This window comes from Cytobacillus kochii, from assembly GCF_044790165.1.
GTDB classification, from domain to species: Bacteria; Bacillota; Bacilli; order Bacillales; family Cytobacillaceae; genus Cytobacillus; species Cytobacillus kochii.
Genome location: NZ_CP085254.1, coordinates 1,212,657 through 1,228,008, shown reverse-complemented (window position 1 = coordinate 1,228,008; position 15,352 = coordinate 1,212,657). Strand labels below are relative to the sequence as shown.

Below are 15,352 nucleotides of genomic sequence, written 5' to 3'. Positions count from 1 at the left end.
AATTAATTGTCAATAGTATTTTGATTATTTATGCATTTACTTATCTTCCTCTTCGTTTAAACAGGAAGATAAAAAAAGTTGTTCCTAATAAAGCTGTGATTAGGCCCACATACAAGATGATTGCTGACGTTTTGAACTTTACTGTACTAGGTTGCTGTCCTTGTCCTTGTCCATGTCCCTCACCACCAGGCATACCTTCAAACCCTTCAGGTGGCTCAAAATTTCCTCCCTGCGGAAAATCTCCGTTGCTTTGCGGACGTTCAGGCATTTCACCATCAGCGTTTCCTTTATTTCCATTTGGCGGTTGAAATCCTTCTCCTCCTTCTTGACCTTCCTGGTCATCACCACCAGCTCGGCCAGGGAACATGTTATTAACTTCAGAAGCTTGTGATTCTACTTCTAATTCACCTGAGAGCTGAGCAAGTATCGATTCTGATCTCGCCTCAGCAAATGCTGGTAAACTCTCATCACCCTGCACCGCTTCGAGAAATGCTTCTGTTGTATAAAACTTGGTAAGATCCTGTTCGACATAAGGAAGAATCAATGCACTAATTTGTGTAGTTGTATTTTGGTAAGACTCTTTTGTCATATAATCTTCGGCTATCTGTTTAAGATACGCTTCATATTGTTTTTTATATTCTTCATTAGATAATAGTGCATTAAGTAACGGTCTTTCTTCTAAGGTAGTACCAGCTATAGGTTCAGATATACTGAAATTAATCGTATCTTCACTCAATAAATCACTATTTCCGATGCCACCGGTGAAGTTGTCCATTCCGCCTTGTGGTGCTTGGTCTTGTTTGTCTTCACCTTGGTTTTCTTCAGCAGCTGAGAAATCTCCATTCATTTGTCCACCAAATGCCATACCAACTCCAAAGCCACCAAATGCCATATTATAGTCCCACGGAATAACTGAGAACTTACCATCATTTTCATATAAATAATAGTTATGCTTCATTTGTCCTTGGTAACTATCCATGCTAACAACAGCCGTATTTACTGCAAAATATCGTAATACTTGATCCACATCTAAGGTTTCTTCTAAATCGCCACCATTATTGATACTATCTAACATATCTATTAACGCTTGTTCATCTTGCTCCTCTGATTTCAAGTTTAAACCTGAGTAATCATCAATATCATCACTTACCCATTTCAAGTCACTATTTGTACCATCTGGCTTGTACAATGATCCATATGGATTTTCAAAATATCTTCCAAGCATCACTTCGTCTACTTGTTCAACACCTAAATATAATCCCCATTCCTGACCATTAATGGTCACATACATATAAGAATAAGCAGGTGTGGGTAACCCCATATTCTCCATTAATTGATACGATAAATATTCTCGCATTTGCGTAGCATCACTAAATTGGTTATTTAGATTCAACTTTTTCAATCCATATAAAGTTTGATCAGTATAGTAATCAAAATCTATTTTGAAGCTATAACGATCAGAATCTTCCATTCTAGCAACTGAAGAAAGGGAAGAATTCCCCTTTGTCCGAACAGCTACTTGGTTCAATTTAGTTCCATTTATCGTCACATTTGCCATCTTATATTCTTCTTCCGTCGGATTCTCTAATATATCTTCCCAATCATCTTCTGCAAGGGTTAACTCAACTTGAGTCACTTTATTTTTATTGAATACTTTTAAAACGTAAGAGTGATCAACTACTTCCCCTTTTGGAAGTAAATGAGGTAGAAAGAATAGAATACCAACAAATAAAACAGCCAACATTAGAAAAACGAGAACGACATATTTGCGTTTAATCATATTCCTTTCTCCTGTTCATTTACGCTGTGAAATTACCGTCATAGCTTAACATTACAGCCGATTCTACCCCGCTAAGGTTCGTTACATTATTTACCACTTGAGATTGATCTTTTTTCATTCTTACTTCATAAGTAATTTCTACTTGATTACCATTCATGATAGATTTGGATTTCATCATATGTTTATTAGTGACCTTTGATAATAGCGATTCAAGTTGAGATTCCACACCTTCACCCCCATATTTTACAATGAGTAAGTAAGGGTTCTGAATCGTAATTTTGTTAACGAACAATACAAGTACGAGACCGATCAATAAACTACCTATAATCACTAATGGAATAAAGCCTGCTCCGCAAAGAATACCGGCAACAATCGCCCAAAAAAGATAAACAAGATCCATTGGGTCTTTAATTGGTGTACGAAAACGGACAATGGACAAAGCACCAACCATACCTAGTGATAACAGGACATTTGAGGAAATTCCCATAATAATTAATGCTGTAGCCATGGTCATTATGATGAGGGATATATTAAAAGTATGTGAATAAATCACACCTGAAAATGTCTTCTTATAAACTGCATAAATAAATAGTCCAATCGCAAAGGCCATGAATAAACCAATCAGGGAGTCTATAATTGAAAAACTCTCCGTTTTTTCTAAAAAGCTTGATTTAAATACATCTGAAAAATTAACACTTTCCATTCTTCTCTTCTCCTATTCTCACTATAATCCATACATTCTACTTAATTGATATTTTGAATACGTACCCTTCCTGCGATCAAGCATTTGTAGAAGCATCTTAATGACATCGGGAATGTATTCATCATACTTGACTTCAAGTATCATCAATTGATGATCAAGGGATGGTACCATAGGCATTGTCGTATTTAAAAAGTCAGGATTCCTTAAGCTTGTACGAATATTGCTATCAAAAGTTAAACGGACATTACCATATGGATAGATATAAACATCCCTCTCATAATCGACAACCGTTACTGGCTTCAATTGATAACGAACCATGTTATGGAAAAGTTCCCTCATTAATGGTCTGGTATCATTCTCCATCCATAAAATATCGCCAGCTCTAATAAGCTCATATTCTTCTGCTGTCATCCTACATTTCTCTTTATAGGTCAGATTATTCTTCTTACTTTTCTTTTCTAGATTAATTGTGTCAAAATCATCATTATATGTGCGAACCCTATATTTTGCACGGTTCATATAGCCTTCTTTTTTTTCAATTAAAGCTTTGTTTTCAAAGTTATCAAAGTATACGCTACGAACATTATATCCCCCACTCCCATTTGAATGAGGGTCCGTATTCATAAAGTAACTTAAGCGTTTTTTAAGTAAAACCCCATCCATTTTTGAGATTTCATGTTTAAGCTCTTTCCTTCCTTTCAAAATCGAACACATCCTTTAGATATACGTTTTAATCTCATATTCTTCGTACTTCTCATTTAGCCATTCCGTATATTCACTTGAAAGCTTAGACTCTATTAAAGTCTCTTTTATTTCTTCTTTCACTTCTTCGTAATTGGCTTCTTTCGCTTCTTTATGATCTGTTACTTTTATAATGTGATAACCATAATCTGTTTTAACTGGATCACTCACTTCGTCCACTTCCATAGCAAAAGCCACTTCTTCAAATGCTTCTACCATTTCACCTTCTCCAAAATACCCCAATTCACCGCCATTATCTTTATTTGAATCATCGGTTGAATAAGAAGCTGCTAATTCTGAGAAATCGTCACCATCATCGAGTTTTTGTTTTACTTCTTTGGCAGTATCCTCATCTTCCACTAGGATATGACTTGCTTCTATCTCTTCTGCCTGAGCATAACTTTCTTTATTTTCTTCAAAGTATGTTTCCATCTCATCATCAGTAATTTCAATTCCTGGTGTGATCAATTTCTTTGAGCCTAAATAGATTTCGATATTATGTTCTATAGAGTCATAGGATACCCCGTTTTCATCTAACACTTCTTTAAATGCCTCTTCTCCCCCATATTGCTCCATATAGGCATCCATTTCTTCAGCCACTTCTTCTTCAGTTACAGTTACCTTCTCCTTATCCATTTCTTGAAGAACAATTTGATCAGATATTAATGTATCTAGAACAGAAGTGCCATATTGAGACATTAACGCTTCATTCAAATCATCTTTGCTTATATTTTCTCCATTGACTGTCGCTGCTTTTGAATGACTATTGTATAAAACAACAGCAACTACGACAGCAGCAACAAACATACAACCAGTGGCAATCAATAATTTATTCTGTTTCAACTTGCTTTTCCCCATTTCCTTGTAACGTTACTTCTACTGTTTTCTTTTCCCCATCACGATAAAAACCTATTTTAACCTTATCGCCAATCGAAAGATCTTTATAAAGAGATTCTTTTAAGTCATTAGCGGTTGTAATGGTTTGATCACCAATTGAAACTAAGATATCCTCAGCTTGCAACCCCGCCTTTTCTGCTGTCGAACCTTCCTCTACTTGGGTAATAATGGCACCTTCTTCTACATTTTTCGGTAATTGTTCTTGATAAAACTGCGGTACTTGATTTAAGTCCATCAAACCAACACCTAGATAAGGTCGAATGATTTTACCATCCTTCATTAACTGATCAATAATGCTCTCGACATCATTACTTGGAATGGCAAAGCCTAACCCTTCTACGCCACTATCAGCTATTTTCAAACTATTAATACCAACCAAATTCCCATTTGAATCAATAAGTGCTCCACCACTATTCCCAGGGTTTATTGCTGCATCTGTTTGAATGACATTTAAATCCCATTCTCCGGCTGAGGTAGAGACTTCAATTGATCGATCCACTGCACTTACAATTCCTTGAGTTACTGTTCTGGATAAATCTAAGCCTAGTGGATTGCCTATCGCTAACACTTGATCGCCGGCACGAAGGTTTGAAGAATCAGTAAAGGAAAGGACTTCAGCGTCTACTTTTTCATTCACTTTTAACACGGCAATATCTGTTAATGAATCTGTTCCAACAAGTTCAGCTTGAAGCTTTTCACCATTATGCAGAGAAACCTGAATATTAGATGCTCCTTCAATGACGTGATTGTTTGTCACAATATACGTTTCGTTGTCTGTTTGCTTGAAAATAACACCAGAGCCAGTACCACTTTCAACTGCTTCCCCACTTTGTGTGTTGCCTGTGGAATGACTAAAAGGGTTTGCTTGTTGCTCTTGCATGTTGACAACGCCCACTATTGCTTTAGAGGCTTTTTCTACTATATCTGCAATCGACCCATCACTCGTAGTTGATACCGTTTCAGCATTAACTTTGGAAACATTAGTTTCTGATTGCTCCTGTACAACCTCCGTAGACTGTTTTGTTTCATTAGGAAAATAATTGATTGCACCCAAAGTTAGGGCTGAGCCCATTACTCCACTTGCTACAGTCATTGTTACACTTTTAATCCAAGTATTTTTTCGCTTCGCTTGATACTCGCGATTATCTTCAAAATGATTGAATTCATTCATTAAAAATCCCTTCTTTCATTTGATTGGCTTGCCTATGTTTTATAATTTAATCAGTGAATGTGTCAGGCATATGTCAAAAGAATTTTTTATGTAAAAAAAGAAATAAAAACCTCCGAATATTATTCGGAGGGAGATGGGTTTAAATTATTTTGCATGAAGTTTTGTACATTTTCGATTTCTTCTACTGTAGCGAGTTGCGTTTCATACCATCCCTTCTTTTCCATTAATTGAAAGATTTCTCTTTGGGCTTCTGCACTTGTTTTTAAGCACCCCTCATAAATATCTCTCAATTCATCATGAGTAGTTTCCATTAATGTGTGGCTAATAGCGGGAACTCTTCCTTTTGCTAATTCTAAACATAATTGCATCATTTCTCGTTCTGTTAATCCACGACCATTGATATTATTCGGCAATGAAACCACCTCCATTAAAATTAATGTAATTTCCTCGCTCGGTTGAAATAGGTTGATAATTCAGCAATCCTTAACTGATGTTCCTCTGCTAATTTTTCCAATGATACCCTTACTTCTTCGTCCTCACAAAGAGAAGCACACCAGTTAAACGTCTTCGCTGTTATTTCCTCCGCCCGAATTTCATCTTCAATTGCCGACAATTCTTTCGTCGTTAACTGATACATTACGCCACCTCCCATACTCCTTTTTGTTAGTATGAAACATAAATGTATGTTTATTCCATAAGACGGTTATTTCTTTTATCTCCGCGGTTGGTTCCACCTTGGGTTAATTCTCGTTTTCGGTTTTGGTAACGTACTCTCTAACACCTTTTGCGAAGCTTTCGTTTCTGTTTTTCCTTCTGAATGACTTGCAAATACCTTTTGCGAAGCGTTCATTTCCGCTTTTCATTCTGAATGACTTGCAAATACCTTTTGCGAAGCATTCATTTCCGCTTTTCCTTTTGAATGATGTACAAATACCTTTTGCGAAGCGTTCATTTCCGCTTTTCCTTTTGAATGATGTACAAATACCTTTTGCGAAGCGTTCATTTCCGCTTTTCCTTTTGAATGATGTACAAATACCTTTTGCGAAGCGTTCATTTCCGCTTTTCCTTCTGAATGACTTGCAAACAGCTTTTGCGAAGCGTTCATTTCCGCTTTTCCTTCTGAATGACTTGCAAATACCTTTTGCGAAGCGTTCATTTCCGCTTTTCCTTTTGAATGACTTGCAAACACCTTTTGCGAAGCTTTCATTTCCGCTTTTCCTTTCGAATGACTTGCAAACAGCTTTTGCGAAGCGTTCATTTCCGCTTTTCCTTTCGAATGACTTGCAAATACCTTTTGCGAAGCGTTCATTTCCGCTTTTCCTTTTGAATGATGTACAAATACCTTTTGCGAAGCGTTCGATTCCGCTTTTCCTTCTAAATGACGCGCTAACCTCTTATCCTCGGCTTTCAGTTCTATCTCGTTTTGACATAATACTCTTCCAAAGCACACAGTTCAATCGCCGAGTATCCAAGAACGAAAAAAACCGCAAACTTTCAGGTATAATCTGAAATTGCGGGTTAAATGTGAATAGATTTCTTATAATAAGTAGGAGGAGTCTTCTAAATCGTTGCTACAATAAAATCTTCTCCACTTTGCAGCATCAATTGATCTGTACGTTCACGAAAATACTTCTCTTTTAAGTCTATAGATGATAGATGAGTTACATCTTTTAGCCCTGCCTCTCTAGCTAGTGCTAGCATTTCTGAAGGGGTGAAAAAACTGATAAAGGGCGTTCCACCTGCTTTTGCTCCTTTTTCTGCTTCATCCACTTCTTTCCGTTCATCTTGTTTTTTTATTTTTTCAAATGGGAGTAGGAAAGTCAGCGCCAACTTTGAGCCCTTTGCTAACTTACTAAACATTTTCAATGTTTCCATAATCGCATCTATAGTTAAATATTGAGTCACGCCTGTTGAAACAACAACGGCAGGCTTTGTATCATCAAAACCCTTCTTCTTTAATTGATCTAACCACCCTTGTTTCTCTTCAAAATTTACGGACACAAATTTTAAACAATCAGGAATGGGGTACCCTGTTTCTTCCAGTCTTCTTTTCTTCCATAACTGTGTATCAACTTGATCGATTTCATAAATGGTCAACTGAGGGCATAATTCTTGATGCCTTTGTGCAAAAGTGTCAAGCCCCGCACCAAGAATCACATATTGATCTACCCCTTTTTCACATTGTTCAACAACTAAATCATCAACAAAACGAGAGCGAGCAACAATTGATGCTCTAAAAGCACTTGTATTTGTTACATCCATATCGGGGCGTTTCTGCCAATCATCGTTTGGAGAAATAAGTTTTAAACCGATATTATCCTGAAAAATATAAGGTTTTTCATCAACAATTAAGTGTAATGCTCGCCATAAAGACACTCTTACAGCTGTATGATCAGGTTCTTTCACTTTGGTCAATCCTTCCTTAGCTCCGTTTTTGATAAGGTAATTCGATCATAAATTCAGTACCACACTCAGATGTCTTAACTAAAATTAAATCACCATTCATTGATTGTGCTATCAATTTACTGAACGGTAGGCCAAGACCTAATCCTCTTACACGAAGCTTCTTTTCTTGTCCACGAAAGAAACGCTCAAAAATGTATGGTACTTCTTCGTCAGGTATTCCCTTTCCACTATCCTTAACTTTTATAGAGATATTCTTCGGTCCCTCGTCTATTTTAACCTCGATTTTCCCTTTTCCATCCATTGCCTGGAAGGCATTATTAAGTAAATTAATTAGAATTTGTTGTAATCTTATCTGATCAATTTGCACAAATAAAGGCGTGCTCGCTTGGTGCACAACAAGTTGAAAATCCTGACTTACTTCATGCGTAATTTCCCATTGATAGACTGATTCTTTAATTAATTGATTGATTTCATATTCTTGTAGTTGAACTGGCATCACATTCGTCGCATAAGTGTTAAAAGCTAATAGATCCTCCACCATTTTTTTCATTTTTTCAGTTTCTAATATGGACAGTTTGATAAACTCTTTTGCCTCTTCACCTTCCACCACTCCTTCATGAACAGCCTGCAATAACCCGTCAATAGACGTTACCGGCGTCTTTAATTCATGAGTCACACCTGCTAACAGCTCCGTACGTAAGGTTTCTAATTTCTCTAACCGTTTAGACATTTCTTTAAAAGAATGAACAAGCTCATATAATTCCTGTTCTTGGTATGAATCCTTTAAATCAATTTGATAATTCCCCGCTTGAATTTCCCTAGCTGCCTCTGCTACTTCTTGAATAGGTTTAGACAATCTCTTCGACAAGAAGTAAATCGCTGTCCATCCAATTAATGCCAAACCAATAATCATCATAGCTAATAATCGATATTCTTGGTTTACTTCTGCTAAATTTGCTTTCGATTCTAGCATAACTACCCAGCCTACAGTCGCATCTTGATAAGTAATCGGTACTTTTACAACATAAAAAGCTTCTTTCGTTGCATCATTATTTAATTCTTGAACAGTCTTCTCCTCATTCAAGAGAACTTCGGAAAATTGTAACATTCGATCTTGAGGCCGATTGGTTGTTAAAGTATTTCCATACGTATCAACAATTGAAATAAGTGGATCACTTTCTAAATCCATAAAACGTCCTCTATCATTTAAATACCCTGGGACATCTCCTTTGGGAATTGGCTGTCCTTCACTCATTTCCACAAAACGGTCAGCAATTTCTTCCGCCATTAGCTCCATAATATTGAGGCGGTTTTCTACTGTGGTATGTCTAATCCATAAGACAGAAAAAAAAGCGATAATCAGGAGTCCGACACAAAGTGCAAGTAAATAGCGAGTCGTCCAATAACGAAGTAGAGAGTCTCTAGGTTTACTTTGTTGATTAGACACTTAATTGATACCCCAATCCACGTAAAGTCTTGATTTCGCCTTCTTCTGTAGACCATGAATGCAATGCTTTTCTAATTCGTTTAATCGCTAAGTCAACCGCTCGATCACTTCCCTCATATTCCCAACCCCAAACATGTTCAATTAATTGTTCCCTAGTAAATGTTTGATTCGGATGCTCTGCTAAAAAAATGAGCAAAGCAAGATCTCTAGGCGTTAGCTCAATGACAACACTATTTAATGTAATTTTATGAGACCTAATATCAATTATCAGACCACCGTACTTCTTGATTTTTTCATCACTTTTACCAGTCCTTCTTAAGACCGCTTGCACTCTAGCTACAACTTCTTCTGCATTAAATGGTTTAGCGATATAATCATCTGCTCCTTCATTTAATCCATTTAAGCGATATTGGACGTCTCCTAGAGCGGTTAACATAATAACAGGCGTACTCATTTGCGCTCTGATTTCCTTTAGAATTGACCATCCATCCCGATCTGGCAACATAACATCCAACAAAACAAGTGATGGATGATATTCATTTAATTTTTGAATTGCTTCTGTTCCATTAAATGCTTGGACAGTTTGAAAGTTTGCCTTTTGTAAATAAACTTTTAACACTTGGCTAATGGGTAATTCATCTTCCACTATTAAAACAGTTCTCATTTCACTCACCATACTCTCCTCACGTATGTTTTACTATTCATTATCGTTCTGTTTCATGTCAAGTAAATGTCAACTTAAAAGAAAGAATGACAAACGTATTTCTTTGTTATCTTAACATTATTTGTTATTATCAGATTAACTTAAAAGAAGGAGTGAAGTAAATGAAGTCGAAACAACAATTAGGTAAATCTGGACTTTTTGTTAATCCTATTGGTCTTGGAACAAATGCAGTGGGTGGACATAATTTATACTCCAACCTTGATGAAGCACAAGGAAAAAAACTGGTTCATGAAGCATTGAATAATGGCGTAAACCTTCTAGACACTGCCTTTATTTACGGGCCCGAGCGGTCAGAGGAACTCATTGGGGAAGTTTTACAAGAAAGAGGCAAACGTGAAGAAGCTGTAATCGCGACCAAGGGCGCACATAAATTCGTTAAAGAAGATGTGGTGATGGATAATAGCCCCAGTTTCTTAAAACAATCTGTAGATGATAGCTTACGTAGACTCCAAACTGACTATATTGACCTTTATTACATCCATTTTCCTGATGAATCCACACCAAAAGACGAAGCAGTTGGAGCATTGAAAGAACTAAAAGACGCGGGAAAAATAAGAGCTATTGGCGTATCTAATTTTTCTATTGATCAATTAAAAGAAGCCAATAAAGATGGTTATGTAGATGTATACCAAGGGGAATATAATTTATTACAGAGAAACGCCGAAGCAGACCTACTTCCTTATACAAAAGAAAACAATATTTCATTCATACCTTATTTTCCACTAGCATCTGGCTTATTAGCAGGGAAATACGATAAAAATACAACATTCAGTGACTTGCGTGCTAACTCCCCACATTTTCAAAAAGAGGTTTTTGAAGATAACTTAGCAAAAGTAGATGAATTAAGAGGTATTGCCCAAGCGAAAAATGTGGAAGTCGCCCATATAGTTTTAGCCTGGTATTTAACAAAAGACAGCATCGACGCCATTATCCCAGGTGCTAAAAGAGCCGAGCAAGTGTTGAACAATTTAAAAACATTAGAAGTGCAACTTTCTGGAGAAGAAATAGAGCAAATTTCTACCATCTTTAAATAAGACAAGTCGGTTCAAAAAATAGTCAGAACAATACCAAATACACGAACAAATTCAAAAAATGGATTTGTTCGTGTAAAATACATACTTTCAACTATCCTAAATCCCATCTATTTTTTCTCCTCATTCCTTTGCTTTAACGACAATCACCTTCGTATATTGTGTTGTTTTACAGCCAGATAAATCTTTATCATCGATAATTTCTAAATCTAGTGCAGACTGAATTTTTTTCTCATCTGGTATTTTTTGAATAAGTTGATGCTGATTAATAGATTCTAATTTGTTTACTGTCTTCTCTCTATCGTACTGCTCCTTCACTCTAATTTGACGCTGTAATTTATATTGGGAGAGGATGAGTTCACCTTTTTCGTTTCTCCCTACCGATTGATCAAAGTATTCATTGAATACTTTTTTCATAGCACCTAACTCTTCATCAATTTGTTTTTTTAATCTGCTGAGCTCCGCATAGCGTACAAGTACTTCATTGGTAATCACCCTATTCGTATTCATGCTGTCCCCTCTTTCATTCGTTGTTATTTCATTGTATTGACCAACCTCAACTGTTATGACAAAAAGAGAACATCACAACTTAAGCCCATATAAAAAAACGCCTTTCATAAGAAAGGCGCTCTTACATTACTTTTTATCTTTTTTATCAAGTGTTAAAAGAATCCACATAATGGTTCCGGACAATACACCTGCACCAGCTGAAATCAACGTTCGATCACGTAATACTAATTCTGCTGAATCAGCTTCCAGCATATTAAACGCTATTATCGCAACTACAATAGCAACAATAATAATTGTTGGAAATTTCTTCAAACGTCATACTTCCTTTCAATAAACATAACTAATTCTAGTATAACTTATAAATGATCAATAAATAAACGAATGACATCTGCTCCACCAATAAAAGTTCCTAATGAGCTACCCAGGTTGGATAGTACAATAATGAGGAGAATCCTAGTTACTTTATTATTCCAAAACCCTTTCAATGTAAATACATCTTCCGAGAGGTTTTCGAAATCGCGAACGTTCGGACGCTTAATAAATGCTTGGACAAATCCGGCGATCCAACCTACAGCTAACAACGGACTTAATGAGGTAAACGGCGCGGCAATGAATGCTGTTAATATTGTAAGAGGATGTCCAAATGCAATAGCAGCCCCTAAAGCAGCGAGTCCTCCATTCCAAAGGGCCCAACTAATTGTTTGTTGTACTCCAGCAGTTGGATTCATTAGAAAAGTAAGAACAATAAGGACTAAAATTGCTACTGGAATCATCCAGCCAATGACTTTTGGCGCTTTTGATTTTGGTGGTACTTCCGTTAATTTCTTGAGATCATGTTTTTTTTCAAATTCTCTTTTGATACCTGGAACATGAGCTGCTCCTAATACAGCAACAACCTTTTCACCTGGCGCATTCTTTATTTTCTCTGTCAAATATTGATCACGTTCATCAATTAAAGGGACTTTTAATTGTGGGAATACCTCAGTAAAATCATTTAAAATGGAATCAATTGAGTCTTGATTTTTCATTTTTTCTAATTCTTCTTCTGTAATCGTTTCATTGCTAAATATACCGGCAAATACTTGCGAAAGTAACATTGCTTTTCCCTTAAAACCCAGTCCTCTCCAGATACGAGAAAACGTAATTTGGATATTTCTATCAGCTAACACAAGCTTTGCTCCGGTTTCCTTAGCAGATTCAATGCCTTGGATCATCTCTTGTCCTGCTTTAATTCCAAATTGTTTAGCCATACGATTTTGAAAAGAGGAGATAGCAAGATTCATTAATAAAAGTGTTGCTTTCTTTTCTTTAATCACCTTAAAAATATCCGTATCTTTCCATTTGTTACCTTCTGTGATAGACTCATATCTACCTTTATCTAATTCAATACATACGGAGTCAGGCTGCTCTCTTTCAATCACTTCTTTTACTTGCTCCGCACTATTTTTGGATATATGTGCTGTACCAATAAGGATATATTCTTTATCATACATATGTATTCTCGTGATATTTTCTTCTGACATGCAACGATCTTCCCCTTCATCTAACCTAGCCGTACTTTTTTATACATATAACCATACTAAACTAGAAAATGCAAAATGAAAATTGATTTCTCTTATTTCTTTGAAAAAATACTGCTCCAAGTTATTCCCTTATTCCTTTCTGTTATACATATTGTATTTCACACAAATTAGATAAAGCATATAGAATAGTATCCCTATTAATTGGTGGGTGTTATGTATCATCTTGAAAAATAATCAACTCAGATAAGTATGTATTGTTTTAAGCATAATTAATTTTAACGAAATTAAAAAACGCGATCAAATGAGATCGCGTTTGTTTAATCCTAATTAATACGCATAGAGTTCTTCATTCTTTTTTAAAATCAATTGTGCTTCGAATTGTATCGATTGGTCTGACTAGGCCCTCAATTTGTTCTCTTTTAGATTCAAAGAATGGTGGCAGTGATAACGATTCACCTAGTGTCTCATATGGTTCATCTCCCATAAACCCTGGACCGTCTGTAGCCAGCTCAAATAGAATTTGCGGTGCCACTCTTGTATACAAAGAGCCGAAGAAGAAACGGTCAATAAAACCTGATGATTGATAGCCAAATTGCGCCATTCTCCCAGTCCAATGATCAATTGCTTCCCTATCTTCCACTCTAAAAGCAGCATGATGAACGGTACCGTATCCTTGGCGTGCCATCGGTAAAACGGTATTATACTCAACAATTACTTGTGCACCATTACCACCTTCGCCAACTTCAAATAAGTACAAGTCATCTTCTTGGGCAATTTCTCTAAACTCTAATACTTTCATCAGCATTTCTTTAAAATAATCAATATTAGATACACGGACAAAGACCGGACCAAGGCCAGTAATCGCATACTCTAAAGGAATGGGGCCATTTTGCCACGGTGTCCCAGCTTCGACACCTTTATTATTTTCATCGGAAATAAGCTGATACTGCTGATCATCAAAATCAACAAACGGCAAAACTCTTTTGCCAAATTGCTCTTGGATACCGCTATGGGCAACATTTAATCGGTCAAACCTTTTCACCCAATAATCCAATGCCTGATCACTAGGTACACGGAAAGATGTTTGATAAATTTCATTTGTACCATGAACACCTTTGGGTATATTAGGGAAATCGAAGAAAGTCATATCTGTTCCAGGACTTCCTTTATCATCTGCGAAAAACAAATGATATGTTTGAATATCATCTTGATTGACAGTCTTTTTCACTAATCTCATCCCTAAAGTATAGGTGAAAAATTGATAATTCTTTTCTGCACTACTAGTAATCGCAGTTACATGATGAACGCCTTTTATACCGAACATCGAATCATTCCCTTCTCAAATTAATATCTACATAATTATTTAAAAGTATTTAAATATCTTGAATTAAAATATCTTTAACTTGAGATAAAATTATCACGAATTCGATTTTCTGTCAACCTATTATCATCATTGCTCTATGCCATTTTACAGAAAAAAACTTTTATGACAAAAACGATAAAAATAGTAATATAAATGTAACCAGTTTAATAAAGGATTTTTGCTAACATTGTATAATATTTAACTATTAAAAAAAATAAGTGGAATCCACAACCATTAATAGGAGGTAGTCATTTTGAAAAGCACAGGCATTGTTCGTAAAGTTGATGAATTAGGGAGAATAGTCATTCCAAAGGAACTAAGAAATACTTTAGAAATTTATGAGAAGGATCCACTTGAAATATTCGTTGAAAACGATCGAATTATATTACAAAAGTATAATGCCAGTAAAGCTTGTCAAATAACGGGTGAAATCGAGAATGATAATTTAGTGCTAGCTGACGGGAAAATTGTACTTAGTAGAAAAGCCGCAGAGTCACTCATAACAGAAATTAGAAACAAACAATCACTGTTACATTTTAAATAGGCGATTAAGAAACTAGGCTCCTCAAGTATAATGAGAGCCTTGTTTTTTATGGTTGCTTTAATAATTGTTTAACTGGTTCTATATACTTTTGATAATTCTCGATTAATTCACTTGGAAGCTGATCAATAGGAAAGAATTGTGCAGACAAGGTTTCATCACTATTTGTAGTTAATTCCCCACTATAGTCATTTGTCATATAAACCGCAGTAATGGCATAAAACTGATCACCGTTTTTTGTACGTACAAAGAATTCCTTACCTGAAAACAACTGAACAAACGAAAGATTCTCGACAACAAGCCCCGTTTCCTCTCTTACTTCCCTTTTCGCTACTTCCTCCATACTTTCACCTAAGTCCATTAATCCTCCGGGTAAGCCCCAAAGAGACTCCGGCCTTTGTTGTAGTAAAATCTCATTTCGGTCATTCACGATAACAACAACAGCTCCAGGTAAAAGTAATGGCTCCTTACCTACAAACTCTCTTATCTTTTTATAGTATTCCATTTCTTCTTGC

19 protein-coding genes are annotated in these 15,352 nt (G+C 36.0%); 2 read left to right on the top strand and 17 right to left on the bottom strand.

The features are described from left to right. Positions 1-40: 40 nt before the first annotated feature. The 12 genes from LG276_RS06645 to LG276_RS06590 all read right to left on the bottom strand — a co-directional run bounded on the left by LG276_RS06645 (position 41) and on the right by LG276_RS06590 (position 9,809). Positions 41-1,780, bottom strand: coding sequence for a CotH kinase family protein (locus LG276_RS06645; protein WP_251162931.1), 1,740 nt, complete (start codon positions 1,778-1,780; stop codon positions 41-43). 19 nt (positions 1,781-1,799) lie between these two features. Further along, entirely contained in the window at positions 1,800-2,483 is a 684-nt protein-coding gene (locus LG276_RS06640) for a DUF4956 domain-containing protein (RefSeq protein ID WP_251162930.1), read from the bottom strand. A gap of 21 nt (positions 2,484-2,504) precedes the next feature. After that, positions 2,505-3,185: a polyphosphate polymerase domain-containing protein gene (locus LG276_RS06635; protein ID WP_306470083.1), complete on the bottom strand. Its 681-nt coding sequence runs from the start codon at positions 3,183-3,185 to the stop codon at positions 2,505-2,507. 15 nt (positions 3,186-3,200) lie between these two features. Next, positions 3,201-4,067, bottom strand: coding sequence for a peptidylprolyl isomerase (locus tag LG276_RS06630; RefSeq protein WP_224935264.1), 867 nt, complete (start codon positions 4,065-4,067; stop codon positions 3,201-3,203). Next, positions 4,054-5,292 carry a S1C family serine protease gene (locus tag LG276_RS06625; protein ID WP_251162929.1) on the bottom strand — a complete coding sequence of 413 codons (1,239 nt, stop codon included), beginning with the start codon at positions 5,290-5,292 and terminating at the stop codon, positions 4,054-4,056. Before LG276_RS06625 ends, LG276_RS06630 begins: the two co-directional genes overlap by 14 nt. A gap of 119 nt (positions 5,293-5,411) precedes the next feature. Beyond that, the gene (locus tag LG276_RS06620; protein WP_251162928.1) at positions 5,412-5,705 is read right to left on the bottom strand and encodes a spore coat protein; all 294 of its coding nucleotides are present in this window, start codon (positions 5,703-5,705) and stop codon (positions 5,412-5,414) included. Positions 5,706-5,725: 20 nt separating this feature from the next. Then, positions 5,726-5,929: a hypothetical protein gene (locus LG276_RS06615; RefSeq protein ID WP_224935257.1), complete on the bottom strand. Its 204-nt coding sequence runs from the start codon at positions 5,927-5,929 to the stop codon at positions 5,726-5,728. Between the two features lie 75 nt (positions 5,930-6,004). Then, positions 6,005-6,142, bottom strand: coding sequence for a hypothetical protein (locus tag LG276_RS06610; protein ID WP_251162927.1), 138 nt, complete (start codon positions 6,140-6,142; stop codon positions 6,005-6,007). Between the two features lie 9 nt (positions 6,143-6,151). After that, entirely contained in the window at positions 6,152-6,742 is a 591-nt protein-coding gene (locus LG276_RS06605; protein WP_251162926.1) for a hypothetical protein, read from the bottom strand. A gap of 110 nt (positions 6,743-6,852) precedes the next feature. Next, a complete protein-coding gene (locus LG276_RS06600; RefSeq protein WP_251162925.1) occupies positions 6,853-7,698 on the bottom strand; it encodes a class I SAM-dependent methyltransferase in 846 nt (281 codons plus the stop codon). Positions 7,699-7,714: 16 nt separating this feature from the next. Next, positions 7,715-9,145 (bottom strand): HAMP domain-containing sensor histidine kinase, encoded by a 1,431-nt coding sequence (locus LG276_RS06595; protein ID WP_251162924.1) that lies wholly within the window; start codon positions 9,143-9,145, stop codon positions 7,715-7,717. Further along, positions 9,138-9,809 (bottom strand): response regulator transcription factor, encoded by a 672-nt coding sequence (locus LG276_RS06590; RefSeq protein WP_251162942.1) that lies wholly within the window; start codon positions 9,807-9,809, stop codon positions 9,138-9,140. Before LG276_RS06590 ends, LG276_RS06595 begins: the two co-directional genes overlap by 8 nt. Positions 9,810-9,970: 161 nt before the next feature. On the opposite strand from LG276_RS06590, the gene LG276_RS06585 reads away from it, so the two are divergent. After that, positions 9,971-10,903 (top strand): aldo/keto reductase, encoded by a 933-nt coding sequence (locus LG276_RS06585; protein ID WP_251162923.1) that lies wholly within the window; start codon positions 9,971-9,973, stop codon positions 10,901-10,903. A gap of 120 nt (positions 10,904-11,023) precedes the next feature. On the opposite strand, the gene LG276_RS06580 is transcribed toward LG276_RS06585, so the two are convergent. The 4 genes from LG276_RS06580 to LG276_RS06565 all read right to left on the bottom strand — a co-directional run bounded on the left by LG276_RS06580 (position 11,024) and on the right by LG276_RS06565 (position 14,257). After that, positions 11,024-11,410 carry a hypothetical protein gene (locus tag LG276_RS06580; protein WP_233435292.1) on the bottom strand — a complete coding sequence of 129 codons (387 nt, stop codon included), beginning with the start codon at positions 11,408-11,410 and terminating at the stop codon, positions 11,024-11,026. Positions 11,411-11,536: 126 nt separating this feature from the next. Then, positions 11,537-11,722 (bottom strand): hypothetical protein, encoded by a 186-nt coding sequence (locus LG276_RS06575; protein ID WP_095370157.1) that lies wholly within the window; start codon positions 11,720-11,722, stop codon positions 11,537-11,539. Positions 11,723-11,766: 44 nt separating this feature from the next. Beyond that, on the bottom strand, positions 11,767-12,933 hold the full coding sequence (locus LG276_RS06570) for a TraB/GumN family protein (RefSeq protein WP_251162922.1): 1,167 nt from the start codon (positions 12,931-12,933) through the stop codon (positions 11,767-11,769). Positions 12,934-13,279: 346 nt separating this feature from the next. Further along, positions 13,280-14,257, bottom strand: a complete 978-nt coding sequence (locus tag LG276_RS06565; RefSeq protein ID WP_224935240.1) for a ring-cleaving dioxygenase — start codon at positions 14,255-14,257, stop codon at positions 13,280-13,282. A gap of 292 nt (positions 14,258-14,549) precedes the next feature. Here LG276_RS06565 and LG276_RS06560 point away from each other — a divergent pair, with 292 nt between their 5' ends. Further along, the gene (locus LG276_RS06560) at positions 14,550-14,840 is read left to right on the top strand and encodes an AbrB/MazE/SpoVT family DNA-binding domain-containing protein (RefSeq protein WP_095370159.1); all 291 of its coding nucleotides are present in this window, start codon (positions 14,550-14,552) and stop codon (positions 14,838-14,840) included. Between the two features lie 46 nt (positions 14,841-14,886). Here the strand turns inward: LG276_RS06560 and LG276_RS06555 are convergent, their stop codons facing one another. Further along, entirely contained in the window at positions 14,887-15,342 is a 456-nt protein-coding gene (locus LG276_RS06555; RefSeq protein ID WP_224935237.1) for an NUDIX hydrolase, read from the bottom strand. Positions 15,343-15,352: the final 10 nt, after the last annotated feature.

What these genes read in the sequence shown, in the direction of transcription:
- LG276_RS06645 (WP_251162931.1), bottom strand. Translation starts at nt 1,780, where the DNA reads ATGATTAAACGCAAATATGTCGTTCTCGTTTTTCTAATGTTGGCTGTT.
- LG276_RS06640 (WP_251162930.1), bottom strand. Translation starts at nt 2,483, where the DNA reads ATGGAAAGTGTTAATTTTTCAGATGTATTTAAATCAAGCTTTTTAGAA.
- LG276_RS06625 (WP_251162929.1), bottom strand. Translation starts at nt 5,292, where the DNA reads ATGAATGAATTCAATCATTTTGAAGATAATCGCGAGTATCAAGCGAAG.
- LG276_RS06615 (WP_224935257.1), bottom strand. Translation starts at nt 5,929, where the DNA reads ATGTATCAGTTAACGACGAAAGAATTGTCGGCAATTGAAGATGAAATT.
- LG276_RS06610 (WP_251162927.1), bottom strand. Translation starts at nt 6,142, where the DNA reads ATGAACGCTTCGCAAAAGGTATTTGCAAGTCATTCAGAAGGAAAAACA.
- LG276_RS06590 (WP_251162942.1), bottom strand. Translation starts at nt 9,809, where the DNA reads ATGAGAACTGTTTTAATAGTGGAAGATGAATTACCCATTAGCCAAGTG.
- LG276_RS06585 (WP_251162923.1), top strand. Translation starts at nt 9,971, where the DNA reads ATGAAGTCGAAACAACAATTAGGTAAATCTGGACTTTTTGTTAATCCT.
- LG276_RS06580 (WP_233435292.1), bottom strand. Translation starts at nt 11,410, where the DNA reads ATGAATACGAATAGGGTGATTACCAATGAAGTACTTGTACGCTATGCG.
- LG276_RS06570 (WP_251162922.1), bottom strand. Translation starts at nt 12,933, where the DNA reads ATGTCAGAAGAAAATATCACGAGAATACATATGTATGATAAAGAATAT.
- LG276_RS06565 (WP_224935240.1), bottom strand. Translation starts at nt 14,257, where the DNA reads ATGTTCGGTATAAAAGGCGTTCATCATGTAACTGCGATTACTAGTAGT.
- LG276_RS06555 (WP_224935237.1), bottom strand. Translation starts at nt 15,342, where the DNA reads ATGGAATACTATAAAAAGATAAGAGAGTTTGTAGGTAAGGAGCCATTA.